This is a genomic window from Micromonospora sp. LOL_015, from assembly GCF_048060275.1.
In the GTDB taxonomy this organism is placed as follows: domain Bacteria; phylum Actinomycetota; class Actinomycetes; order Mycobacteriales; family Micromonosporaceae; genus Micromonospora_E.
In genome coordinates this window covers 30,174-54,160 of the sequence record NZ_JBHMIO010000007.1, presented here as the reverse complement: position 1 = coordinate 54,160, position 23,987 = coordinate 30,174, and the positions used below count along the sequence as shown (strand labels likewise).

General features: G+C 70.4%; 23 protein-coding genes. 2 read left to right on the top strand and 21 right to left on the bottom strand.

The window, feature by feature from the left end; all coding sequences use genetic code 11:
- Positions 1-14: 14 nt before the first annotated feature.
- From atpD to prmC, 12 genes are all read right to left on the bottom strand, one after another.
- On the bottom strand, positions 15-1,469 hold the full coding sequence (gene atpD, locus ACFHWU_RS09330) for a F0F1 ATP synthase subunit beta (protein ID WP_416556125.1): 1,455 nt from the start codon (positions 1,467-1,469) through the stop codon (positions 15-17).
- Positions 1,469-2,398: a F0F1 ATP synthase subunit gamma gene (locus tag ACFHWU_RS09325; protein WP_416556124.1), complete on the bottom strand. Its 930-nt coding sequence runs from the start codon at positions 2,396-2,398 to the stop codon at positions 1,469-1,471. The genes atpD and ACFHWU_RS09325 overlap by 1 nt, the downstream gene beginning before the upstream one ends.
- A gap of 11 nt (positions 2,399-2,409) precedes the next feature.
- The gene (atpA, locus tag ACFHWU_RS09320) at positions 2,410-4,056 is read right to left on the bottom strand and encodes a F0F1 ATP synthase subunit alpha (protein ID WP_416590307.1); all 1,647 of its coding nucleotides are present in this window, start codon (positions 4,054-4,056) and stop codon (positions 2,410-2,412) included.
- A gap of 56 nt (positions 4,057-4,112) precedes the next feature.
- The gene (locus ACFHWU_RS09315) at positions 4,113-4,937 is read right to left on the bottom strand and encodes a F0F1 ATP synthase subunit delta (RefSeq protein WP_416556122.1); all 825 of its coding nucleotides are present in this window, start codon (positions 4,935-4,937) and stop codon (positions 4,113-4,115) included.
- On the bottom strand, positions 4,937-5,479 hold the full coding sequence (locus ACFHWU_RS09310) for a F0F1 ATP synthase subunit B (RefSeq protein WP_278171188.1): 543 nt from the start codon (positions 5,477-5,479) through the stop codon (positions 4,937-4,939). Before ACFHWU_RS09310 ends, ACFHWU_RS09315 begins: the two co-directional genes overlap by 1 nt.
- Positions 5,480-5,569: 90 nt before the next feature.
- The gene (atpE, locus tag ACFHWU_RS09305; RefSeq protein WP_123603394.1) at positions 5,570-5,782 is read right to left on the bottom strand and encodes an ATP synthase F0 subunit C; all 213 of its coding nucleotides are present in this window, start codon (positions 5,780-5,782) and stop codon (positions 5,570-5,572) included.
- A 114-nt stretch (positions 5,783-5,896) separates the two neighbouring features.
- A complete protein-coding gene (atpB, locus tag ACFHWU_RS09300) occupies positions 5,897-6,697 on the bottom strand; it encodes a F0F1 ATP synthase subunit A (RefSeq protein ID WP_282232106.1) in 801 nt (266 codons plus the stop codon).
- Between the two features lie 28 nt (positions 6,698-6,725).
- A complete protein-coding gene (locus tag ACFHWU_RS09295) occupies positions 6,726-6,941 on the bottom strand; it encodes a hypothetical protein (protein WP_123603396.1) in 216 nt (71 codons plus the stop codon).
- 252 nt (positions 6,942-7,193) lie between these two features.
- Positions 7,194-7,592 carry a hypothetical protein gene (locus ACFHWU_RS09290; RefSeq protein ID WP_282234780.1) on the bottom strand — a complete coding sequence of 133 codons (399 nt, stop codon included), beginning with the start codon at positions 7,590-7,592 and terminating at the stop codon, positions 7,194-7,196.
- Positions 7,593-7,636: 44 nt separating this feature from the next.
- On the bottom strand, positions 7,637-8,269 hold the full coding sequence (locus tag ACFHWU_RS09285) for a phosphotyrosine protein phosphatase (protein WP_416556121.1): 633 nt from the start codon (positions 8,267-8,269) through the stop codon (positions 7,637-7,639).
- Entirely contained in the window at positions 8,269-8,913 is a 645-nt protein-coding gene (locus ACFHWU_RS09280) for an L-threonylcarbamoyladenylate synthase (RefSeq protein ID WP_123604990.1), read from the bottom strand. The genes ACFHWU_RS09285 and ACFHWU_RS09280 overlap by 1 nt, the downstream gene beginning before the upstream one ends.
- 62 nt (positions 8,914-8,975) lie before the next feature.
- The gene (prmC, locus tag ACFHWU_RS09275) at positions 8,976-9,878 is read right to left on the bottom strand and encodes a peptide chain release factor N(5)-glutamine methyltransferase (protein WP_416556120.1); all 903 of its coding nucleotides are present in this window, start codon (positions 9,876-9,878) and stop codon (positions 8,976-8,978) included.
- A gap of 102 nt (positions 9,879-9,980) precedes the next feature.
- Here prmC and ACFHWU_RS09270 point away from each other — a divergent pair, with 102 nt between their 5' ends.
- Entirely contained in the window at positions 9,981-11,540 is a 1,560-nt protein-coding gene (locus ACFHWU_RS09270) for a GGDEF domain-containing protein (RefSeq protein ID WP_416590306.1), read from the top strand.
- Positions 11,541-11,569: 29 nt separating this feature from the next.
- Here ACFHWU_RS09270 and prfA read toward each other — a convergent pair whose 3' ends face one another.
- The 8 genes from prfA to ACFHWU_RS09230 form a co-directional block, all read right to left on the bottom strand.
- Positions 11,570-12,658, bottom strand: a complete 1,089-nt coding sequence (prfA, locus tag ACFHWU_RS09265) for a peptide chain release factor 1 (protein ID WP_416556118.1) — start codon at positions 12,656-12,658, stop codon at positions 11,570-11,572.
- A gap of 103 nt (positions 12,659-12,761) precedes the next feature.
- The gene (gene rpmE / locus ACFHWU_RS09260) at positions 12,762-12,986 is read right to left on the bottom strand and encodes a 50S ribosomal protein L31 (RefSeq protein ID WP_123603402.1); all 225 of its coding nucleotides are present in this window, start codon (positions 12,984-12,986) and stop codon (positions 12,762-12,764) included.
- Positions 12,987-13,219: 233 nt separating this feature from the next.
- On the bottom strand, positions 13,220-15,181 hold the full coding sequence (gene rho / locus ACFHWU_RS09255) for a transcription termination factor Rho (RefSeq protein WP_416590305.1): 1,962 nt from the start codon (positions 15,179-15,181) through the stop codon (positions 13,220-13,222).
- Between the two features lie 289 nt (positions 15,182-15,470).
- Entirely contained in the window at positions 15,471-16,415 is a 945-nt protein-coding gene (gene thrB / locus ACFHWU_RS09250; RefSeq protein WP_416590304.1) for a homoserine kinase, read from the bottom strand.
- A gap of 34 nt (positions 16,416-16,449) precedes the next feature.
- Positions 16,450-16,680 carry a hypothetical protein gene (locus tag ACFHWU_RS09245; protein ID WP_416556974.1) on the bottom strand — a complete coding sequence of 77 codons (231 nt, stop codon included), beginning with the start codon at positions 16,678-16,680 and terminating at the stop codon, positions 16,450-16,452.
- A gap of 15 nt (positions 16,681-16,695) precedes the next feature.
- The gene (locus ACFHWU_RS09240; protein ID WP_416590303.1) at positions 16,696-17,553 is read right to left on the bottom strand and encodes an SPFH domain-containing protein; all 858 of its coding nucleotides are present in this window, start codon (positions 17,551-17,553) and stop codon (positions 16,696-16,698) included.
- 59 nt (positions 17,554-17,612) lie between these two features.
- On the bottom strand, positions 17,613-18,836 hold the full coding sequence (locus ACFHWU_RS09235; RefSeq protein WP_416556972.1) for an MFS transporter: 1,224 nt from the start codon (positions 18,834-18,836) through the stop codon (positions 17,613-17,615).
- 103 nt (positions 18,837-18,939) lie between these two features.
- Positions 18,940-22,278 (bottom strand): efflux RND transporter permease subunit, encoded by a 3,339-nt coding sequence (locus ACFHWU_RS09230; RefSeq protein ID WP_416590302.1) that lies wholly within the window; start codon positions 22,276-22,278, stop codon positions 18,940-18,942.
- 152 nt (positions 22,279-22,430) lie between these two features.
- Here ACFHWU_RS09230 and ACFHWU_RS09225 point away from each other — a divergent pair, with 152 nt between their 5' ends.
- Complete coding sequence (locus tag ACFHWU_RS09225) at positions 22,431-22,955, top strand: MarR family winged helix-turn-helix transcriptional regulator (protein WP_416590301.1); 525 nt, start codon at positions 22,431-22,433, stop codon at positions 22,953-22,955.
- Here ACFHWU_RS09225 and thrC read toward each other — a convergent pair.
- Positions 22,923-23,972, bottom strand: coding sequence for a threonine synthase (thrC, locus tag ACFHWU_RS09220; protein WP_278171212.1), 1,050 nt, complete (start codon positions 23,970-23,972; stop codon positions 22,923-22,925). The two genes, ACFHWU_RS09225 and thrC, sit on opposite strands and share 33 nt — an antisense overlap.
- Positions 23,973-23,987 lie beyond the last annotated feature (15 nt).

The following is a 23,987-nucleotide window of genomic DNA, read 5'->3' as shown; positions in this document are numbered from 1 at the left end:
GGCTGGCGCCGTCGTCAGCCCTTCATGAGCTCCTGGGCGTTGCGCTCCAGGTCGTCGAGCCCACCGCACATGAAGAAGGCCTGCTCAGGAAAGTGGTCGTACTCCCCTTCACTGATCTTGCGGAAGGCTTCGATGGTGTCCTTCACCGGCACGTACGAACCCTTGATGCCGGTGAAGACCTCGGCCGCGTAGGTGTTCTGCGACAGAAACCGCTCGATCCGGCGGGCCCGGGAGACGGTGATCTTGTCTTCCTCGGAGAGCTCCTCCATACCGAGGATGGCGATGATGTCCTGCAGGTCCTTGTACTTCTGCAGGATCCGCTTCACCTCGGAGGCCACCGCGTAGTGCTCCTGGCCGACGAACTCCGGGGCGAGGATCCGCGACGAGGACGCCAGCGGGTCCACCGCCGGGTAGATGCCCTTGTCGGAGATGGACCGCTCCAGGTTGGTCGTGGCGTCCAGGTGGGCGAAGGTGGTGGCCGGCGCCGGGTCGGTGTAGTCGTCGGCGGGCACGTAGATCGCCTGCATCGAGGTGATCGCCTGGCCCCGGACCGAGGTGATCCGCTCCTGCAGCTCGCCCATCTCGTCGGCCAGGGTGGGCTGGTAGCCCACCGCGGACGGCATCCGGCCGAGCAGCGTGGAGACCTCGGAACCGGCCTGGGTGAACCGGAAGATGTTGTCGATGAACAGCAGCACTTCCTGCTTCTGCACGTCCCGGAAGTACTCGGCCATGGTCAGCGCGGCGAGCGCGACCCGCAACCGGGTACCCGGCGGCTCGTCCATCTGGCCGTAGACCAGCGCGGTCTTGTCGATGACGCCGGACTCGGTCATCTCGTGGATCAGGTCGTTACCCTCACGGGTCCGCTCCCCGACGCCGGCGAAGACCGACGTACCACCGAAGTTGTTCGCGACCCGGATGATCATCTCCTGGATGAGCACCGTCTTGCCCACGCCGGCACCGCCGAACAGGCCGATCTTGCCGCCCTTGACGTACGGGGCGAGCAGGTCGAGCACCTTGATGCCGGTCTCCAGCATCTCGGTCTTCGGCTCCAGGTCGGCGAACGCCGGCGCCTTCTGGTGGATCGACCGGCGCTCGGTCACCTGCAGCGTCTCCCCCTCGGCCAGGTTGAGGCACTCACCGATGGTGTTGAACACCCGGCCCTTGACGCCGTCACCGACCGGCACCATGATCGGCGCACCGGTGTCGCGGACCTCCGCGCCCCGGACCATGCCGTCGGTCGGTTGCATCGAGATGGCCCGGATGACGTTGTCGCCGAGGTGCTGGGCCACCTCGAGGGTCAGGGTCCGCTCGCCGCCGGCAAGCGCGACGTCCACGTGCAGGGCGTTGAAGATGTCGGGCATCGCGTCGCGCGGGAACTCGGCGTCGACGACCGGGCCGATGACCCGGACCACGCGGCCGGTAGCCGATGCGGTCGCTCCGGTTGCCTGGGTTTCTACAGAGGCAGTCATCACACTTCACTTCCCGCCGCCGCGAGCGCGTTGGCGCCGCCGACGATCTCGCTGATCTCCTGAGTGATCCCGGCCTGACGCGCCGAGTTCATTAGCCGCGTGTACTTCTCGATCATTTCCTCGGCGTTGTCGGTGGCGCTCTTCATCGCCCGCCGCCGGGCCGCCGATTCACTCGCCGCCGATTCGACCAGGGCCGCGTAGATCCGGGTGTTGATGTACTTCGGCAGCAACGCGTCGAGCAGCGCCTCGGCGTTCGGCTCGAACTCGTACGCCGGCAGCACCCCAGCTGCGTCCCTCGGCTCGTCCTTGACCTCCATCGGGCCGAGGATCCGGGGCACCGGGGTCTGCGTCATCAGCGACTTGAACTCGGTGGAGACGATGTGCAACTCGTCCACCCCGAGCACCTGGTCGGCCCCGCCGCCGTCGGTGTCGTCCGCGCCGCGCTGGAACGCCGCGATCAGCGTCTGGCCGACCTCGCGGGCGTCGGCGAAGCCGGGCTGCTCGGAGAAGCCGGTCCAGCTCGCTTCGATCGGCCGGTTACGGAACCGGTAGTACGAGACGCCCTTGCGGCCGATCACGTACAGCACCGGTTCCTTGCCGTCGGCCTTCAGCCGCGCGATGAGCGACTCCGCTGTCTTGATCGCGTTGGTGCTGTAGCCGCCGGCCAGGCCCCGGTCACTGGTGATCACCAGCACGCCGGCCCGGCGCACCGTCGGACGTGCGGTCAGCAGCGGATGGTCGACCGAGGCGTTGGAGGCCAGCGCGGTGAGCACACCGGTGATCGCGTTGGCGTACGGCAGCGAGGCCGCCACCCGCGCCTGGGCCTTGGCGACCCGACTCGTCGCGACGAGCTCCATCGCCTTGGTGATCTTCTTCATCGACTTCGCCGAGCGAATCCGCTGGCGGAGTACCCGAACCTGCGCTGGCATCCGGAACCGCCCTATTCCTTCTCGGCGTCAGCGTCGGCGACGTACCGGGTGACGCTCTCGCGTTCCTGCTCGCCCTCCAGGGCCTCGGCCGGTGCCTCGTTCACCATCGGCGCCGGATCCTTGGACAGGAACATCTGCTTGAACTTCTCGACCGCGTCGGACAGCGTCGCGATAATCTCGTCGTCCCAGTTGAGCGCGGCGATCGAGTCCAGCGTGCCCTTGTGCGAGTGCCGCAGGTACTCCAGAAACTCGATCTCAAATCGCCGGACGTCACCGACCGGGATGTCGTCGAGCTTGCCCTCGGTGCCGGCCCAGACCGCGACGACCTGCTCCTGCACCGGGAACGGCGAGTAGTTCGGCTGCTTGAGCAGCTCCACCAGCCGGCCACCGCGCTCCAGCTGGTTGCGCGACGCCTTGTCCAGGTCGGAGGCGAGCGCGGAGAACGCCTCCAGCTCGCGGTACTGGGCCAGGTCCAGCCGCAGCCGACCGGCGACCTTCCTCATCGGCTTGACCTGCGCGGCGCCACCGACCCGGGAGACCGACGTACCGACGTTGATCGCCGGCCGCTGGCCCTGGTTGAACAGGTCGGTCTCCAGGAAGATCTGCCCGTCGGTGATCGAGATGACGTTGGTCGGGATGAAGGCCGAGATGTCGTTGGCCTTGGTCTCGATGATCGGCAGACCGGTCAGCGAGCCGCCGCCCAGCTCGTCGGAGAGCTTCGCGCACCGCTCCAGCAGCCGGGAGTGCAGGTAGAAGACGTCACCCGGGTACGCCTCACGACCCGGCGGACGGCGCAGCAGCAGCGACACCGCGCGGTACGCCTCGGCCTGCTTGCTCAGGTCGTCGAAGACGATCAGCACGTGCTTGCCGGCGTACATCCAGTGCTGGCCGATCGACGACCCGGTGTACGGAGCGATGTACTTGAAGCCGGCCGGGTCGGAGGCGGGCGAGGCGACGATGGTGGTGTACTCCATCGCGCCGTGCTCCTCCAGCACGCCCTTGATCGAGGCGATGGTGGAAGCCTTCTGCCCGATCGCCACGTAGATGCAGCGCACCTGCTTGGCCGGGTCGCCGGACTCCCAGTTGGCCCGCTGGTTGAGGATCGTGTCCAGCGCGACGGTGGTCTTACCGGTCTTGCGGTCGCCGATGATCAGCTGCCGCTGGCCGCGACCGATCGGGGTCATCGCGTCGATCGCCTTGATACCGGTCTGCAGCGGCTCGGACACCGACTGGCGGGCCATCACGTTCGGCGCCTGCAGCTCCAGCTCGCGGAAGCCGTCGTTGGCGATGTCACCGAGGCCGTCGATCGGCTCACCGAGCGCGCTGACCACCCGGCCCAGGAAGGCGTCGCCGACCGGGACGGAGAGCACCCGGCCGGTGCGCTTGACGCGCTGACCCTCCTCGATGCCGGCGTAGTCGCCCAGGACGACCACACCGATGTCACGTACGTCGAGGTTCAACGCCACGCCCAGCGTGCCGTCCTCGAATTCCAGCAGTTCGTTTGCCATCGCCGAGGGCAGGCCCTCGACGTGGGCGATGCCGTCCCCGGCGTCCGCCACGGTGCCGACCTCTTCACGAGACAGCTCCGGCGTGTAGGAGGAGACGTAGCGTTCTAGGGCACCACGGATCTCGTCCGACGAGATGGTCAGCTCGGCCATCCTCTGCTTCCTCTATGTCTAGTGGCCCGGATGAACCCGGAACGGCATGGACTGAATCAGCGCCCAGCGAGCGCCTTGCGAGTGTCGATGAGGCGGCGCCGAACGGTGCCGTCGTACAGGTCGGAACCGATCCGTACGCTCATCCCGCCAAGTACGGCGGGGTCGACCGTCAACTTGACGGACACCTCCCGACCGTACATCTCGGCCAACGTGGCGCCCAGCCGCTGCTCCTCGGGCTGGGTCAGTGGTGCGGCGACCGTGACATGCGCGACCTGACGGTCCCGCCGGGCAGCGGCCAGCTCGACCAGCCGGCCCAGCCCGGCACCGACGGATCGCCCGCCGAAGCCCCGGACCGCCTGCTCGGCGAGGCGCACCGTGGCCGGCAGCGCCTTTCCGGTGAGCAGCGTGCGGACCAGTTCGACCCGCCGGTCGGCCGGCACGGCGACGTCACCGACCACGGCACCCAGCTGCGGGTCGCCGTCGATGATCTTGCCGAACCGGAACAGCTCGTCCTCCACCTCGGCCAGCTCGCCGGCCGACTCGGCACCGGCCAGTGCCGTGTCGACGCCGAGTCGCTCGGTGGCGTCAAGCAGCTCCGACGGCACCGACCAGCGGGCTGCGACGACCGCGTCGAGCAGGTCGAGGCTGTCCGCGCCGATCTTCCCCCCGAACAGGCCGCGCAGCAGCCCGGTCCGGTCGTCGGCGGGCCGGGCCGGGTCGGCCAGCGCCCGCCGCAGCCGGGGCTGACGGCGCAGCAGGTCGGCCACCGAGAGGATCTCGTCGGCCGTGGTCGCGACCGCCGTCGGGGCGGCACCGGCGACGTAGTCGACCAGTCGCTCGGTCACCGCTGCGTAGGACTCCCGGCTGGTGGCGGACTGCATCAGCGGGCCCCCGCGTTCTCCAGGTCGGCCATGAACCGCTCGACGGTGCCCTTACGGCGGGCCTCGTCGGCGAGCGCGTCCCCGACGATCCGGCCGGCCAGGTCGACCGCGAGCGTGCCGACCTCGGCGCGCAGCTCCCGGATGATGGTCTGCCGCTCGGCGGCGAGCTGCTCCTTGCCGGCCGCGATGATCCGGTCGGACTCCTCCCGCGCCTTGGCGAGGATGTCCTGCCGGATCCCTTCGGCGTCGGCCCGGGCGTCGTCACGGATGCGGGCCGCGTCGGTACGCGCCTCGGCCAGCTGGGCCTTGTACTGCTCCAGCAGCTGGTTCGCCTCGGCCTGGGCGGCCTCGGCCCGCTTGATGCCGCCCTCGATCGCCTCGACCCGCGCCTGGTACATCGCTTCCATCCGCGGGAACACGAACTTCAGCAGTACGGCGACGAGCAGACCGAAGGCGATCAGGCCGACGATGATCTCGGACAGCGGCGGGAGCAGGATGTTCCCGCCCTCTTCCGCGGCGATGTACGTGACTTCTTCGTACATGGACACTTCCCTTCGCCCGGACCGGCGCTCACGCAACCGGTCACCGAGTCAGACGCGGTGAGCCCGTCGGCTCACCGGATGCCGGCCGGGTCAGTTGAGCGCGAACGCGAGCACCAGACCGAGCAGGGCGAGTGCCTCGATCACGGCGAAGCCCATGAACATGTAGACCCGGGTCAGGCCGGCGCTCTCCGGCTGGCGGGCGGTCGCCTGGATGTAGGCGGCGAACACCAGACCGACGCCGATACCGGGGCCGAGGGCGGCGATGCCGTAGCCGATGGCGTTCAGGCTGCCGGTGATCTCCATGGTTGTTTTCCTCCTGCGTTGAACGCGTGTCCGTCACGCGCACGTTTAGGTGAATGTTTCAGTTGTCGTCCACGCGGCTGACCCGTGGACGTGTATCGGTCGAGGGAGGCGGAATCAGTGCGACTCGGCCAGGGAGTGCTGCAGATAGGTCGCGCTGAGCAGGGTGAACACGTACGCCTGGAGAACCATGATGCCGAACTCGAAGAAGGTCATCACGATCGCCATGCCCCAGCTCAGCACCGCGATGGGCTTGATAAACAGGCTGTCGGCCTGGAACAGCGCCACGCCGCCGAGGGTGAAGACCAGCAGGATCATGTGGCCAGCGAACATGTTGGCGAAAAGTCGGACCGACAGCGTGACGGGCCGCAGGATCAGATTCGAGACGAACTCGATCGGCACCAGGATCGGCTGCACCCACAGCGGCGCGCCGGAGACCCAGCAGACGTGCTTGACGTAACCGACGAAACCCCACTTGGCGATGCCGTGGCCGATGTAGAGCAGCCAGCTGACCAACGCCAGCACCATCGGGAAGGCGATGTGCGACATCGGCGAGATCTGGGCGAACGGGACGATGCCCCAGAGGTTGTTCAGCAGGATGAAGCAGAACAGCACCGTCAGGTAGGGCGCGAACCGCACCCCGTCCCGGCCGATGACGTCCCGGGCGATGTTGTCGCGCACCATGCCGTACACCGACTCGGCCAGCCACTGGCCCTTGGTCGGCACCAGCTTCGGGCTGCGGTAGGTGACCAGGAAGAAGATCATCACCAGCGCGGCGGCGATCCAGAGCAGCAGTGTGATCTTGGTGAAGGCGGCCGCCCAGGCGGTGCCGTCCAACCCGGGGATCAGACTGCGGAAGTCGAAGGCATCCACGCCGGGAGGGAACTCCGCGGCGAGAACGGTCGGCTGCTCAATCAACGCGCATCCTCCGTTGGTCGGGCCTGGTTCACGCGCCCAGCTTCTTAACGGTCAGGTAGACCCCGGCCGCCGTCCCGCCGATCAGCCCGATCAGCAGCCCGACGTTGGGCAGGTCCAGCCAACGGTCGACGAGCCACCCCGCACCGCCCCACACGGCCATCCCGCCGAGCAGGTAGCCGATCGCGGCAAACCCGGTGTCGGCCCCCGAGGGACCTGCGGGTTCGGAAGGTGGTTCACCGGCCATGACGCCGGAAACATATCAGGGCAACGATGGAGGCTGTGCGTCACCCCCCGCACAACCCTCGTTGTGTGGGCGACCCGGTGGCACGTCAGATGGGTGCACACGCTACTCCTCTTCCGCCCTGGTCGGTATGCACTCCCCACATGACCGGCGATCCCGACCTCAGCGTAGGTCAAATCCGACAAATCTTCGCGAAAACTGGTGATCCTCGCCGCCGGCCCACCGGCCGGGCGTACACCCGGGATTGCCGGAGGGTCAACGCGGGTCGATCTCCACGTACGGGATCCGGGCCCGGAAGGTCCACCACACCTGGGCCGTGATCCATCCCACTGTGGCCACGATGATCGCCACCGCCAGCATCCGCTGCCCCGGCCAGTCCGACGCCGCCACCGCGAACACCGCCACCCCGAGCAGCGCGAACTTCAAGCTGTAGGTGAGCAGGCCCACACTGAGCACCATCCGCGGATGCACCGAGTCCGCCCAGGCCAGCGCCAGGCTGGAGGCCACATAGCTGGCCGCCACCAGCGCGACACCGACGACGGCGCCGACCGCCCCCGGGACTCCGTCCAGCCAGCCGCCGACCCCGGCGAGCACCACCAGCAGCACCGCCGACACCATCGACGGCACCGGCAGGTGCCGCAGCCGACTGCGCATCACCGGACGACCTCTGCCTGCATCCTCTGCCCGCCCCGCCGATCTCAGGGCAGCAGCGCCACGCCGAGCGCTCCCACCGTCTCCTCGATCTCGTCGGCCACCCGGGCGAAGGTGTGGTCGCCGCGCCCCCACGGGTCGTCCAGATCGTCCCCCGGCTGCGGACCGGCGCCGGACCGGACCGCGGCGACCGCGGCGACCAGTGCCGCGCCCCGGGCGTGCATCGCCTCCGGGGTGACCGCCGCGTCCGGACCCGACCGGGCACCGGGCAGCCCGGCCGCGTCCACCGCCGGCAGCAACCGGCCGAACTCGCCGAGCACGAAGGTGCGTTCGGCGGCATCCGGGCGCAACGCGAGCACGTACTCGAGCTGGTCGGCGGTGGCGGTGAGGACCAGATCGGCGGCGTCGATCTGGTCGGACCGCAGCTTACGAGCGGCGAAGCCGTCAACCTGCCCGCCCCGAGCTAGCACCTGGCGGGCCGCCGGTGGGTTCATCTCCTCGCCGGCGTGCCAACCGCCGGTGCCGGCGCTGTGGCTGTGCAACAGCTCCTCGACCGGCGGCGCGACGGCCGGACCGAGGCGGTCCAGCCGCTGCTCGAGCGCCAGCACCAGCAGCCGCTCGGCCATCGGCGAACGGCAGATGTTGCCCATGCAGACATGAAGGACGGTGAACGGCGGCACTAGGACTCCGTACCGATGATGTCCGGGACCACGTCACGCAGCTTCTCGATCGGGATCGCGCCGTCGCGGACCACCCGGGGCACGTCGCCGGTGAGGTCGACGATGGTGCTGGGCACGGGGTCGGGACACGGGCCGGCCTCCAGGTACGCGCGCACCGAGTAGCCGAGCTGGTCCCGGGCCTCGGCAGCGGTCACCGCCGGCGGCCGGCCGGTCTTGTTCGCCGACGAGACCGCCATCGGGCCGGTCTCCCGCAGCACCTCCAGCGCCACCGGATGCAGCGGCATCCGGACCGCGACAGTGCCGTCGGTGTCCCCCAGATCCCAGTTCAGGCTGGGCGCGTGCTCGACGATCATGGTGAGCGCCCCCGGCCAGAAGGCGTCGGCCAGGTCGCGGGCGGGCTGCGGCAGGATCAGCACCAGCCCGTCGAGGGTGTGCCGGGAACCGACCAGCACCGGCGGCGGCATCTGCCGGTCCCGCCCCTTGGCGTTGAGCAACGCGGTGACCGCGTACGAGGTGAAGGCGTCGGCGCCGACGCCGTACACGGTGTCGGTCGGCAGCACGACCAGCTCGCCGTTCTTGACCGCCTCGATCGCCGCGGCGATGCCTTTGTCACGGTCGGCGGCGGACCGGCAGTCATAGAGCATCACGGTGTGCCAGTCTGCCACGTGCCCGCCCGCTGATCCGCACCGATCACCTCCAGCTGCCGTCAGCCCGCCCGGCGGGCGGTCACGAAGCGCGGCCGGCCGGCCAGATCGTGATGGCTGGTGACGGCGTCGAAACGGCCGTCGGCTACGACCAACGCGACGACGGCGGCGGCGTGACCATCGTCGTGCTCGACCCCGAACAGCCCGCCGGGACGCAGCAGGTTCACGGCGCGGTGCACCACCGGTCGGATGACCGCCAGGCCGTCCGGCCCGCCGAAGACCGCCTCGGCCGGGTCATGCCTGGCGACCTCCGGCGCCACCGGGGTGCCGTCCGGTACGTACGGCGGGTTACACAGCAGCACGTCCACCCGGCCGGCGAACTCGCCGAGCAGGCCCGGATCCCGGACGTCGCCGGCCAGCACCTCGATCGGCCGGTCCCCGGCGGCGGCCTGTCGCCGGGCGTTGCGACGCAGCCAGCGCAGGCTGTCCGCCGAGCGTTCAACCGCGACCACCCGCGCCGTCGGAGCCTCGTGCGCGACCGCCAGTGCCACCGCGCCACTGCCGCTGCACAGGTCGACGACCACCGCCTCGCCGGGCTGGTCACGCAGCGCGTCAACGCCCGCTCCGGCGAGCAGTTCGGTCTCCGGCCGGGGCACGAAGACCCCCGGCCCCACCGCGAGCTCCAGATAACGAAACGGTGCCGATCCAGTGAGGTGCTGCACCGGTTCTCCAGCCGCCCGGCGGGTCACCAGACTGTGAAACCTGCCGATGTCGGCCTGGTCGAAGTCGCCGCTCAATGCCAGCCGGCCACGCGGAATGTCCAGCACCGAGGCGGCAATCAGCTCCGCGTCGACCCGGGCGGCGGCGACACCGGCGGCGGCCAGCCGGGCGGCCGCGGCGGCCACTGCGGCTCGGACCGGCGTCCGATCCGGCAATCCGGAGGTGTTCTCTGGCAAGTGGTTCACGACATAATCATGGTGCGTCCACCCGGGCGTCCGCAGAACAGGTCGCGGATCGGGTCGGGTGTGTGCTCCGCCAGATTCCAGCGGGCTCCAGGGAGGTTGTGCGTGGGTTGGCTCGACCGGCTCACCGACCAGGCCGAGGCGCTGATGCAGGCCCGGGCGCTGATGGAAGGCAGCCGCTCAGCCGAAGCCTGTGTCGCCTTCGAGCAGGTGATCCGGAGCACCAGCAACCGGTACGTTCGGGCCGACGCGCTGGTGCAGCGGCTCTCCGCGCTGCTCAACCTCGGCCGGTCCGCCGAGTACACGGTGGCCGTCGACCGGGCGTTCGAGGCCGCCCGGGACGTCAGCGAGCCGTACCTGCACGGCCACCTGCACGCGTTGGCCGCGCTCGCCGCCCACCAGCAGGGCGCGTTCGACCGGTGTGTCACCCATCTGGTGCACAGTGCGCGGGCGCTCGGCGCCGCCACCGACGTGGACCGGGAAACCGCCTGGGGCTGGCACGACCTGGCGATGGCCTATTCCTACCTCAGTTTCCACGGGTACGCGTTGAGCGCCATCGAGCACGCCCGGCAGCTCGCCAACGCCACCGGCATTCCAGAGGAGACCTTCGCCGCGCCCGGCATCCGGCTGCGCAACGCCGTCGCGTTGGACCATCATGGAGACACCGACGGCTGCCTGCGGGTGCTCCGCGACATCGGCAGCGACCTGGCGAAGTTCGTGCACGCCGACCGGGCCAGGCTGCTGCGCCCGAGCAGCCGGGTGGCCTACGGGTACGCCCTGGCCCGGCTGGCCGCACTCGGTGAGCCGGCCCAGCTGCCCGCCGGTGCCCCGGAGGCGACCCGGTTGATGATCGACGGCGGCGACAGTGCCCGCGCCCGCGACCTGCGCCAGCTCGGGGTGGTCTGCCTGACCATCGCGGCGGACCGGCCGGCGGAGGCGTTGACCCGACTGTCCGCGGCGGTGGTCTCCGCCGAGACACTAGGTGCCGCCGAGACGGCCCGGCTGCGCAGCGTCGCGCACACCCGGGCCGGCGACCACGCCGCCGCGCATGACGCCGACCGGTACGCGTTCCGGCTGGCTACCCGGCGCAACGACCGGCTGCGCGACATGTACGTCGACGGCATCGCCGCCCGGCTGGACCAGGAGGAGATGCGTCGCTCCGCCGCGCAGTACACCCAGGAGGCGCTAACCGACCCGTTGACCGGGCTGGCCAGCCGCCGCCACCTCGACCTCTACGTCACCGACATGGCCGGCCGGGGCGATCGGGCCGTGGTGATGGTCTGCGGCCTGGACGGTTTCAAGTCGGTCAACACCGTGCACGGCCACCACTCCGGTGACCTGGTGCTGCAACGGGTCGCCGGGGTGATCAACCGGGTGATGCGCCGGGGTGACTTCGTGGCCAGGTACGGCGGCGACGAGTTCGTGGTGGTGGTGCTGCCGGGCGCCGGCCCGGCCGAGGCGGCCGACGTGGCCCGCCGGATCACCGCCGCGGTGGCCGGTGAGGAGTGGGAGTCGCTGGTACCTGGCACTCCGGTCGGGATCAGCGTCGGCTACGCCGAGATCAGCGGTTCCGGTCCAGGGTTGCGCGAAGCGCTCAGCCGGGCCTTCGAGGTGGCCGCCCGGCAGATGCGCGAGGCCCGGCAACGGCCCCATCCGGTGCGCTGACCGTCAGGCCGGTGCCGGTGTGGCGTCGGTCAGCGGCGGGTCAGTTCGGCGTCACCGGCCAGCCGGGCGGCCCGGTCCGCCTCGGCGAGCGCGTCAAGGACGCCGTCAAGCTCCCCGCCGACCACCAGGTCCATGTTGTACGCCGTGTAGCCAATCCGATGGTCGGTGATCCGGTTCTGCGGGTAGTTGTAGGTGCGCACCCGCTCGGACCGGTCGACCGTACGCACCTGGGAGCGTCGGGCGTCGGAGGCCGCCGCGTCGGCCTGTTCCTGGGCGGCGGCGAGCAACCGGGCGCGCAGGATCCGCATCGCCTGCTCCCGGTTCTGTAGCTGGCTCTTCTCGTTCTGGCAGGAGACGACGATGCCGGTCGGCAGGTGGGTGATCCGCACCGCCGAGTCGGTGGTGTTGACCGACTGGCCGCCGGGGCCGGAGGAGCGGAAAACGTCAACGCGTAGTTCGTTCGGGTCGACGTTGACCTCGACGTCCTCGGCCTCCGGCAGCACCAGCACCCCGGCGGCGCTGGTATGGATCCGGCCCTGCGATTCGGTGACCGGCACCCGCTGCACCCGGTGCACGCCGCCCTCCCACTTGAGCCGGGACCAGACGCCGTTGCCGCCCTCGGGCATCCCCCGCGACTTGATCGCGAGCGAGACGTCCTTGACCCCACCGAGGTCGGAATCCTGCGAGTCGAGCACCTCGACCTGCCAGCCGCGCCGTTCGGCGTACCGCAGGTACATCCGGAGCAGGTCGCCGGCGAACAGCGCCGACTCCTCGCCGCCCTCGCCCGCCTTGATCTCGACGATGACGTCCTTGGCGTCGTGGGGGTCCCGGGGGATCAGCAGTTCGGCGAGGCGGGCCTCCAGGTCGGGCAGGCTGGCGGCGATTGCCTCCGCCTCGACGGTAAACGCCGGGTCCTCGCCGGCCAGCTCCCGGGCGGCGGCCAGGTCGGCCCGGGCCTGGGCGAGCTCGCCGGCGGCCTTGTGCAGCGGGGCCAGCTCGGCGAACCGGCGACCGACCCGGCGGGCGGTGGTCTGGTCCGCGTGGATCGCCGGATCAGACAGCTGCTTCTCCAGCTCGGCGTACTCGTCAAGGAGCCCGGCCAGGCGCTCGCTGCTCATACAAGTACTCCTTCATCCGGGTTCGGGTTGAAGAGACCAGGACCGTCCAGACACCGCGGCGCCCGCCCCCGACCTCGGTCGGAAGCGGGCGCCGCGTGCACAGCTACTTGGCCTTGTTGGCCTTTGCCTTGGCGTACTTCTGCTGGAACTTGGCGACCCGGCCGGCGGTGTCGAGCACGCGCTGCTTGCCGGTGTAGAACGGGTGGCAGGCGCTGCAGGTCTCAGCGTGGATCTTGCCGCCGGGTGCGGTGCTGCGGGTGGTGAACGATGCGCCGCAGGAGCAAGTGACCTCGGTGGTCACGTACTCCGGGTGAATGTCCTTCTTCACGGATGGTCCTCTCTTCGTCGGTCGCCGGGTCGCCGTCGACATCGGCCGCGCCGTTGCGCGGGCCGACTCTGGCGTGAACCGGAACCTGGCCTGTTGTCAGTCTGCCACGGGCCGTGGCGGCTGGTCGCGGTGGGCGGAGCGAACCGCCCACCGCGACCGTCACGAACACCGCCGGACGCAACGCCCGACGGCCCTGCCGGATTCCCGACCGCGCGGGGCGACCGGTGCCGGGGTCACTCCCCCGGCGTCGACTTCGCGATCTGCATCAGGAACTCGATGTTGGTCCGACTCTGCTTGAGCCGGTCCAGCAGCAGGTCCAGCGCCGCCTGGGAGTCCAGCGAGTGGAGCACCTTGCGCAGCTTGTGGGTGATCGCCAGCTCCTCCGGCGCGAGCAGGATCTCCTCCTTACGGGTGCCGGACGGGTGGATGTCGATCGACGGGAACACCCGCTTGTCGGCGATCTTGCGGTCCAGCTTGAGCTCGGCGTTGCCGGTCCCCTTGAACTCCTCGAAGATCACCGTGTCCATCATGGATCCGGTCTCCACCAGTGCGGTGGCGAGGATGGTCAACGAACCGCCGTTCTCGATGTTGCGGGCCGCGCCGAGGAACCGCTTCGGCGGGTACAGCGCCGTCGAGTCGATACCACCGGACATGATCCGCCCGCTGGCCGGCGCGGCCAGGTTGTACGAGCGGCCCAGCCGGGTCACCGAGTCGAGCAGCACGACGACGTCGTGGCCCAGCTCCACCAGCCGCTTGGCGCGTTCGATGGCCAGCTCGGCGACCGTGGTGTGGTCCTGCGGCGGCCGGTCGAACGTGGCCGCGACGACCTCACCCTTCACCGACCGCTGCATGTCGGTGACCTCTTCCGGGCGTTCGTCGACCAGCACCACCATCAGGTGGCACTCGGGGTTGTTGTGCGTGATGGCGTTGGCAATCGCCTGCAGCACCATCGTCTTGCCCGCCTTGGGCGGGGAGACGATCAGCGCCCGCTGCCCCTTGCCGATCGGCATCACCAGGTCGATGACCCGGGTGGTGAGGATGTGCGGCTCGGTCTCCAACCGCAACCGGTCCTGCGGGTACAGCGGCGTGAGTTTGTAGAACTCGGGACGCCGCCGGGCCTCCTCCGGCTCCATGCCGTTGATGGTGTCCAGCCGGACCAGCGGATTGTACTTGTCGCGACGCTGCTCACCCTCGCGGGTGGCGCGCACCGCGCCGGTGACCGCGTCACCGCGCCGCAGACCGTGCTTCTTGACCTGCGACATGGAGACGTAGACGTCGTTGGGCCCGGAGAGGTAGCCGGTGGTACGCACGAACGCGTAGTTGTCCAGCACGTCGAGGATGCCGGCCACCGGGACGAGTACGTCGTCCTCGGTCACCTGCGGCTCCCGGCCGCCACCACCGTCGCCGTCACCGCGGTCCCCCCGCCGCCGACGGTCGCGGAACCGGCTGCGTCGGCTGCGCCGACCGCCGCCTTCGTTGTCGTCGTCGTCGTTGTTGTTGTCCCGCTGGTTCCGCTCGCTGCGGTCACCCCGGTCGTTACGGTCACCCCGGTCACCCCGGTCGCTGCGGTCGCGACCACCCCGGCCGTCACCGCCACGCTCGGCCCGCTCGCCACGGTTGTCCCGACCGTCACCGCCACGCTCGGCCCGATCGCCACGGTTGTCCCGGCCGTCACGGTCACGGTTGTCCCGGCCGTCACGGTCACGGTTGTCCCGGCCGTCACCGCTCCGGTCGGCCCGATCGCCCGACTCAGTCGGCGTGGTCTGCGTGGTCTGCGTGGTCGCGGTCTCGTCGGTACGCGACTCGGCTGCCGACCGACGGCCCCGGCGGGTGCTGCGCTCGCGGGCCGGCTCGTCAACGATGGCGAGTTGCTCACCGTCGCCGCTGTCACGCCGCTCGGCCTCAGGACGGACCTCGGCGCGGACCTCCTCCCGAGGGGGTGCGGTCGCCGCCGCGACCTCGGCGCGCGGCCGTGGGGCGCCCCCGCCGGCCTGGCGCTCGGTGATCGCGGTGATCAGCTCACTCTTGCGCATCCGGGCGGTGCCGGAGATGCCGAGCGACGCGGCGAGGCTCTGCAACTCCGGCAGCAGCATCGCGGACAGCCCGGTGCCGGACCGCCGACGGCGGGCAGGAGCAGCGGTGGTGTCGTCAGCGACGTTGGAGACATCCGACGTCACGTCGGTGGTGTCGCTCAATGGATTCCTTCCCTCGATAGGCCGGGCAACCCGGGTCAAGACGCTAGGTGGCCGGGCGGCCTCGGTGCACCCGCCTCGCATGACACGTCGCGGGAGTCTTCGCGCAGCTCTGCCGAGCCCGCTTCACCAGCCTCGGTGGGCAGCTCTCGACATCTGCAGCGATCCGTGAAGACTGCGGTTCGGCGGTGACCTAGGCAGGGGTGAGACGGGCTTACCGCCGATAGCTTCGGGGGTGCGCCGCCCCGCAGGAGATCGCGTGCTTCGCGGCTGTGCTTGGCCTAGAGCGTAGTCAACTCTTCCGACCTGCAGCAACAGGGTCCCGCTCGGCGTGTCCTACTATAGCGCCTTCGATCCGGGCTCCGGCAACGTCTACCGCAAACAAGTGAGTCTGCCAGTCCATTCCCGGACAGAAGTCGGCCGGGACTTCGGTCAACGCCAGGACGCTCGGACCCGCCCCACTGATCACCGCGGCCACACCGGTCGCCCGCAGGCGGCGGACCAGTTCCGCACTGGCCGGCATCGATGGACCCCGGTAGTCCTGGTGCAACCGGTCCTCGGTCGCGGCCAGCAACAGCGTCGGGTCGGCAGTGATCGCATGGCTCAGCAGGGCGGCCCGGCCGGCGGTGAACGCGGCGTCCGCGTGCGGGACTTGAGCGGGCAGCGCCGCCCGCGCCGCCTCGGTCAGACCCCGGTTACTGGGTACGTAGACAGTCGGCGACACCGCCGGATGCGCTGGCACCGACACCGCGCGCGACCCGGACGCCTCGGTCCAGGCGATGGTGAACCCGCCGAGCAGGCAGGGTGCCACGTTGTCCGGGTGGCCCTCCAACCGGGCGGCGATCCGCAGCGCGGCGGCGGTGTCCAGCAGCTGCGTCCCGCCGACGACGAGCCCTCGGGCCAGCTGTACGCCGGCCACGATCGCCGCCGACGACGAACCCAGGCCGCGTGCCTGGGGGATCCGGTTCACGCAGCTCAACGCCAGGCCAGCCGGCCGGCCGCCGAGCTCGTCGAAGGTGGCGTGCATGGCACGGACGACGAGATGGCCGCCGTCGAGCGGCAACTCGCCGGTGCCTTCGCCGGAGATCTCGACCCGGCAGCCGGCGGGCACCACCCGGGCGGTCACCTCGTCGTGGTGACCGAGCGCCAACCCGAGCGCGTCGAACCCGGGGCCGAGGTTGGCGCTGGTGGCCGGGACCCGCACGGTCACCGGCCCGGGAACGAAGCTGATACCCATCGCCCCATGCTAGGTCCTGGTCGGTTGCCCGGTGTCAGGGCGCCGACGGCCGGTCCGGGCCGTCGGCCGACGGGCCCGATCCAGTTGCCCGATCGGATCCGGATGTCCGGCCCGATCCGGGTGTCCGGCCGGCGGCGCGCAGCGCGAACCGCAGCGCGTACTCGATCTGGGCGTTGACGCTGCGCAGGTCGTCGGCGGCCCACTTGGCAATCGCCTCGTGGACCGCCGGATCGAGCCGCAACAGCAGCTTCTTGCGTTCGGCCATCAGCCGTGGACCGCCTCAGCTGTAGAGAGACCCGGTGTTCACCACCGGCTGCACCGCCCGGTCGCCGCAGAGCACCACCAGCAGGTTGGCGACCATCTGGGCCTTGCGTTCCTCGTCGAGGTCGACCACGTGCTCGTCGGCCAACCGTTCCAACGCGTTGGAGACCATGCCGACGGCGCCCTCGACGATCCGGAACCGGGCCGCGACGACGGCGGCGGCCTGCTGCCGGGCGAGCATCGCGTGGGCGATCTCGGGGGCGTACGCGAGGTGGGTGACCCGGGATTCCAGCACCTCCACGCCGGCCAGCTCGACCCGCTCCCGCAACTCCTCGGTCAGCTCGTCGGCGACCACCGTACTGTCCCGCAGGCTGGCCCGCCCAGCGTCGTGCGCCTCGTACGGGTAGCTGGTGGCCAGGTGCCGGACGGCGGCCTCGGCCTGGACGGCCACGTACTCGACGTGGTCGTCGACGGCGAAGACGGCGCTCGCCGAGTCGACCACCCGCCACACCACGACGGCGGCGATCTCGACCGGGTTGCCGTCGGCGTCGGCGACCTTGAGCCGGTCGGTCTCGAAGTTGCGCACCCGCAGGGTGACCTTGCGCCGGACGGTCAACGGCCAGGTCCAGTGCAGGCCGGCGACCCGGATCGAGCCGAGGTAGCGACCGAAGAACTGCACCACCTGCGCCTCGTTGGGGTTGACCACGGTGAACCCGGTGGCGGCCAGCGCGATGACCCCGGCGTAGACCACGGCGGCGACGGCCATCCAGACATCCGCGTCGGCCACCGAATTGATGCCGGGCGCCACCACCGCCAGGCCGAGCAGACCTGGCACCACCAGGCCGCCGATCACCACGAATCCCGACCTCCGGAACACGGCTCGCTCCATGCTCGTTCCCTCCACCACCAGCTCGCTATCAAAGTGATATCACGATGCTAGCGATTGGCCGCAACCACCGAGCCCAGCCGCCGGGTCGCCAGCCGCCAGCCGATCGCATAGGTGACGGTCACCAGACCACACGTCGCCAGGATGATCCGGGTGTCCAGAGTGTCGATCACACTGGCCACAATCAACTGACTCACCGAGATCGACAGGGTGGCGAGCATCAGATCGGTGGCGAAGACCCGGCCGCGCAGCCGGTCCGGCACCACCGCCTGCAGGGCGTAGTTGGACAGCACCCAGTTGCTGCCGCCGCCCAGGTGCGCAAGGAAGACCAGGGTGAGCACCAGCGGGAACCAGGTGACCAACGAGATACTGGCGTAGGACAGCCCGTACACCGACATCGACGCGGCCAACCCGGTGAGCAGCCAGGACCGCCGGTTCAGCACCGGGCGGGTCAGCAGCGGCCCGATGACCGCGCCAGCACCCCGCACGGCGAACAGCAGGCCGGTGCCGATCGCGCCGACCCCGTACACCCCGGCCAACAGCGGAAACAACGTGAGTACGCCGTTGCCGAGGCCGACCGCGCTCTTCGCGGTCACCAGGGCGAGCACCTGCGGACGGCCACCGATGTAGGCCAGCGCCTCCCGGATCGCGGTCAGCGTCCGGGGTGCCGGCAGCGTGGCGTCGCGCGGAGCCTGCATCGGCCGGCGGATCGACATGGTGACCACCGCCGCCAGCAGCAGCGCCGCGGCGGCGATCCAGAAGCACGCGTACGGGTTGAGCGCCGCGCTGATCAGCCCGCCCAGCGACGCGCCGACGATCGCCATGGTGCCCCACGCGGAACCGGCGAAGACGTTGGCGGCGGGCAGCTCCGCCGCCGAGACCACGTTTGGTAGCGCGGCCTGGGCGGCCGGCGAGTAGCAGGACTTCGCCACCGCGAGCGACGCGATGGCGAACAACGCCAGCCAGGCGGTACCCGGGGTGCGCACGGCCAGCAGCAACAGCACCGCGACGACGGCGGCCAGGTTCGCGGCGATCAGGATCCGACGGCGGTCGAAGCGGTCGGCGAGCGTACCGGTGAACGGCAACATCAGGGCGTGGATGCCGGTGTCCACGGCGAGCACCAGAGCGCCCCAGACGCCGCTGCCGGTCAGCTCCGGCAGCAGCACCACCAGCGGCACCATGACGAACCAGTCCGCCCCGAAGACGACCAGCTCGGCGAGGAGCAGCCGGCGGAAATCCCGGTTTCCGGTAAGGACCGCTAACGGTGAGGACACGTACCGACACCTTACCGACCGGAGACCGGACAGTGGACGAAGTGTGATCTGCGCGACGGGTCGCCGCGGGTCCCCGGGGCCGGCACCCCGGGGACCCGCACGGTCACTTCTCCGTCGGCGAATCCGTCGGCGGCAGCGGCGAGGTGCGACTCTTCGGCAGTTTCAGCACCTCGAACTGGTCGGTGCCGTCGACCAGGGCCGCCGACGGGCGGGCCGGCGGCGCGGCGACCGGCGACGTACGGCTGGCGGGGCCGGCGGTGTCGGCGGTGTCGGAGCCGTTGCGGCCATTCGCTGCGTCGCCGGTGCCTCGTACGGCATCGGTGCCGGCGCCGGTGCCCGACGACCGATCCAGTGCCGTGGCATCGTCGCCCGCGTCGCCCGCCGGGCCGGCCGACCGGCGGGTGGCCCGGCGCTGCCGCAGCCGCTCCTTGGCGCCCTCAACCATGGTGTAGAGCGTCGGCACCAGGACCAGGGTGAGCAGCGTCGAGCTGAACAGGCCGCCGATCACCACGATCGCCAACGGCTGGCCGATGAAGCCGGCCACCCCGGTCAGGCCGAGCGCCATCGGCGTCAACGCGCAGATGGTGGCGATCGCGGTCATCAGAATCGGCCGCAGCCGACGCCGGCCGCCCTCGACCACCGCCTGGGAGACGCTCATCCCCTGCTCGCGGTACTGGTTGATCAGATCCATCAGCACGATCGCGTTGGTCACCACGATGCCGACCAGCATCAACGCGCCGATCAGCGCCGGCACACCCATCGGCGTGCCGGTGACGACCAGCAGACCGATCGCGCCGGTCGCCGCGAACGGCACCGACACCAGCAGGATCAGCGGCTGGATCAGGCTGCGGAACGTCGCCACCATGATCACGAAGACGATCGCGATCGCGGCGAGCAGGGCCAACCCGAGGTCGGCGAACGCCTCCGCCTGATCGGCGCTGACCCCGCCTATGGTGTAGGTCGCACCGGCCGGCAGGCTCAGGCCCTCCAGTCGCTGCGACAGGTCGGCGCTGGTCTGCCCGACGTTCGAGCCGGTCGCGGTGCCGGTGACGGTGGCACTGCGCTCGCCGTCCACCCGGTCGATCTGCACCGGCCCGTCGACTTCGGCGATGTCGGCGAAGTCGGCGAGGGTCGCCGGCCCGACCGGCAACGCCGCCAGTTCCTCGGCCGAGGTCACCCGGGCGCTCGGGCTGAGCACAACGTCCATCCGGTCGCCGTCGATGGTGACCTCTCCCAGCGGGCTGCCGCGGAAGGCCTGGGCGACGAGTTGCCCGAGCGCGGCCTCGTTGAGCCCGGCCTGAGCTGCCGCCGCGCGGTCGATCTGCACCTGCAGCCGGGTCACGTCCTCGGACAGGGTGCTGGTGACGTCGGCGACGTCCGGGGTCTGCGACATCGCGGTCCGGACCCGCTCCGCGGCGGTGGCCAAATCGTCCGGGTCGTTGGCCTGCACGATGACCTGCAGCTGGTTGGCGCTCCCGCCACCGGGCCCGCCGTCGGCCGCCCCGACCGTGATCTCGCCCAGGCCGTCGCGGCCAGCGAACTCGTCCCGCAGCTGCTGCTGCACGGCAATGTTGTCGGCGTCCTCGGTCAGGCTGATCGAATAGCTCGCTGTGGTGTTGCCGCCGCCACCGGCGAACGGGTTGCTGCTCGCGCCGATCGACACCTGGTAGGACTCGATTCCGTCGGTCCGCGCGAGGACCCGCTCCACCGAGATGGCGGCCCGGTCGACGGCGGCCAGGCTGGTGCCCGCCGGCAACTCCTGCCGCATGCTCAGGGTGTCCTGGCCGGCGTCGTCGATGAAGTTGGTCTCCAGCCGGGTGCTCAGCGCGAACGTGCCGAGCAGCACCGCCAGCCCGATGCCGACGGTGGCCCACCGCCGGGTGGTGGCGAACCGGATCACCGGCAGGTAGCCGCGCTGCAACGGGTTGCGCAGCTCCTTGGCTTCGGCCTCCTGCCGGACCCGCTCCACGTCGGTGCCGGCGGCGGCCGGCTTGAGGAACCAGTAGGCGAGCACCGGGATGATGGTGAGCGAGACCAGCAGGGAAGCGAGCAACGCGACGGTCACCGTGATGGCGAACGGCGCGAACAGTTGGCCGACGAAACCGCCGACGATCGCGATCGGGGCGAAGACGGCGACGGTCGCCAGGGTCGACGAGGTGACCGCGCCGGCCACCTCCCGGACCCCGGTCAGGATCGCGGTGCGCCGGTCCTCGCCGTACTCCAGATGTCGTTTGATGTTCTCCAGCACCACGATCGAGTCGTCCACCACCCGGCCGACCGAGATGGTCAGCGCGCCGAGGGTGAGCAGGTTGAGCGAGTAGTCGCCGACCCACAGGGCGATCAACGCGATCAGCACCGACAGCGGGATGGAGACCGCGGTGACCACGGTGGACCGAATCGACAGCAGGAAGACCAGGATGACCAGGACCGCCATCACCAGGCCGAGCAGGCCTTCGGTGGTGAGCGCCTCGATCGAGCGTTCCACGAACGGTGCCTGGTCGAACACCACGATCAACTCGGTGTCGGCGGCCGCGCCCAGCTCGTCGAGCCGGTCCCGGATCTCGTGCGAGATGCCGACCGCGTCGCCGTCGGGGCCGGCGATCACCGCGATCCCGAGGCTGTCCGCGCCGTTGGTCCTGGTGATCGAGGTGGCGGGGGCGGTCTGCTCGCTGATCTCGGCGACGTCGTCGAGCCGTACCGGCGGCCGGCCGGATGCGGTGAGGTAGATCCCGGCGAGATCGCTCAGTGCATCGATCCTGGTGCCGACCTGGACGGTCAGGCTCTCGTCGCCGTCGGTGAGGGAGCCGGCCGGGATGGTGACGCCGTTGACCCGCAGGGCGTTGCCGATAGCGCTCGGGTCGAGACCGGCGTCGGCCAGCGCGGCGTAGTCGGGGGTGATCGAGACGATCTGTTCACCGGCGCCGGTGACGTCGACGGCGCGTACCCCCTCGATGGCTTCCAGCTGGGGCAGCACGACCTCGTCGAGACGTCCGGCGAGCCCCGGTCCGCCGGCGCCGGCGGCGGCGAGCACCACAGCCGGCAGGTCGTCGGTGCTGCCGGCGAAGACGGCCGGTTCCACACCGTCGGGCAGTTGGATCCGGTTGATCGAGGTCTCCAGCTCGTTCACGGCGCTGGTCAGGTCGGTGCCGAAGGCGAACTCGACCTGCACGGTGGCGAAGCTCTCGCTGGAGGTGGAGGTGACGCTCTCGAGGTCGGCGACGCCCGAGATGGCGTTCTCGACGGGCTCGGTCACCTGCGATTCGACGATTTCCGGTGCCGCGCCGGGGTAGACCGCGCTGATGAACGCGGCCGGGAACTCCAACGAAGGCAAAAGCTGCTGTTTGAGCGTCGGGATGGTGACGGCGCCGAAGATCGTGATCACGACCGCGACGAGCGCCACGAGCCCTCGGTTGGCGAGGCTGAGTCTGGCGAGCAACGACATGTGCGGGCTCACTCCTGAAAAGAGTCCGGCGGCGGGACGACGGGAATTAATTCGACCAAGGCTAACAGTTAGCGTCACACAAAGTTGTTGGGATAACGTCTGCGCACGGCGGGCAGCCGGCCCGCCACCGTGCCGGACCAGAGGGAGCGCAGGTGGCCCAGCGGGACGAACTGATCGACCAGATCATGGCGACCCATCGCCGGCTGCAGCTCCTGTTCGCCTCCGACCGTTCCGACCCGCTGTTCGACTCACACCTCACCGTGCCGCAGCTGAAGATACTGCTCCTGCTCTACCTGCACGGCAGCGCCTCGGGGCAGGAGCTTAGCCAGGTGCTCGGGGTACGGATGGCCACCGTCACCGGCATCGTCGACCGGCTCGCGGCCCACCGGCTGGTCGGCCGCCGGGAGGACCCCCGGGACCGGCGGGTCCGCCGGATCGAGCTGACCGACGACGGGCGGCAGCTGATGGACCGGATCGTCACCGCCGGCACCGACCGCCAGGCCCGGCTGTTGGCCCGGCTGGACACCGACGAGCTGCGTACCGTAGCCGTCGCGACCCGGCTGCTGGTCGACGCCGCGGAAGCCGACCTGGCCGAAACCGACACCGCCCAGGTCGAGCCGCGTCACACCCGACCGGCGCCGTCCTCAGGCCAGGTCGAGAGCACGGGCCGCGAGTAGCGGATCATTGCCGATGGTGGTCGGCGCCGGAGCGGTGGAGATCGCCCACTCCGGGTCCTTCAGACCGTGCCCGGTGACCGTGCAGACCACGGTGGCACCGGCCGGTACCTTGCCGGCGGCGGCGGCCTGCAGCAGCCCGGCGACACTGGCCGCGCTGGCCAGCTCGACGAAGACCCCGACCTCCCGGGCCAGCAGCCGGTACGCCGCCAGGATGTCCCGGTCGGTGACCGCGTCGATCAGACCCCCCGAGGCGTCCCGGGCGTCGAGCGCCTTGGTCCAGCTCGCCGGGTTGCCGATCCGGATCGCGGTGGCGATCGTCGACGGCTGGCGGACCACCTCGCCGGAGACGATCGGGGCGGCACCCGACGCCTGGAAGCCGTACATCTTCGGGGCGCGGGTGGCGTTGCCGGCCTCGACGTCCTCCAGGTAGCCCATCCAGTAGGCGCTGATGTTGCCGGCGTTGCCGACCGGAAGGCAGTGGATGTCCGGGGCGTCGCCGAGCCCGGCGACGATCTCGAACGCGGCGGTCTTCTGCCCGTGCAGCCGGAAGATGTTCACCGAGTTGACCAGCGCCACCGGGTAGTCCTGAGCCAGCTTGGCCGCCATCGACAGGCAGTCGTCGAAGTTGCCGTCGACCTGTAGCAGGCGGGCACCGTGCACCAGTGCCTGGGCGAGCTTACCGAGCGCGATCTTGCCCTGCGGCACGAGCACCGCGCAGGTCAGGCCGGCGCGGGCGGCGTATGCGGCGGCCGACGCGCTGGTGTTGCCGGTCGAGGCGCAGATGATCGCCTTGTTGCCCTCCTCGACCGCCTTGGAGACCGCCATCGTCATGCCCCGGTCCTTGAACGACCCGGTCGGGTTGGCCCCCTCGACCTTGAGGTAGACGTCGGCGCCGACCCGGGCGGAGAGCACCGGCGCGGGCAGCAGCGGCGTGTTGCCCTCGTAGAGGGTGATCACCGGCGTGGCGTCGGTGACCGGCAACCGGTCCCGGTACGCCTCGATCAGGCCCCTCCACATGACAACCTCCTCGGT